1 protein-coding gene is annotated in these 613 nt (G+C 68.7%); it reads right to left on the bottom strand.

Features of this window, described 5'->3' with window-relative positions:
• Positions 1-613: phosphopantetheine-binding protein (locus NB3_RS33750; protein ID WP_157112173.1), on the bottom strand; the 613-nt coding region annotated here is incomplete at both ends.

The raw sequence follows: 613 nt of genomic DNA, 5'->3' as shown, positions 1-613 counted from the left end.
CCGTCCACATCCGGATACACCGTGCGCAGCACCTCGTGCCGCGCCACCACATCCCCCACCGCCGCACGCAACGCCGCCACATCCAACACCCCGGACAACCGCACCGCGACCGGAATATTGTTCACCCCACTGGCCGGATCGAACCGGTTCAAAAACCACATCCGCTGCTGGGCATACGACAACGGCACCCGATCCGGCCGCGGCCACGCCCGCAACGCCTGCCCCGCCACCGACCCCGCATGCGCCTCCACCCGCGCCGCCAACCCCGCCACCGTGCTCACCTCGAACAACAACTGCACCGGCACCCGCGCCCCCAACGCCGCACCGATCCGCGCCGCCGCCTGCGCCGCCAACAACGAATTCCCACCCAACTCGAAGAAATCGTCATCCGCACCGACGCGGCCGTCCTCCTCCGCCACCAACAACGCCGCGAACACCCCCGCCACGATCTCCTCCACCGGCGTCGACGGCGCCCGGAACTCCCGCACCGCGAACACCGGCTCCGGCAACGCAGCCCGATCCAACTTCCCCACCGGCGTCAACGGAATCTCATCCAACACCACAATCGACGCCGGAACCATGTACGCCGGCAACGACTCGGCGATGAAGTCGG

The organism is Nocardia beijingensis NBRC 16342 (assembly GCF_001612785.1).
Lineage (GTDB): Bacteria > Actinomycetota > Actinomycetes > Mycobacteriales > Mycobacteriaceae > Nocardia > Nocardia beijingensis.
The sequence above is the reverse complement of the archived record's forward strand: the minus strand, read 5'-3'. Positions and strand labels throughout refer to the sequence as shown.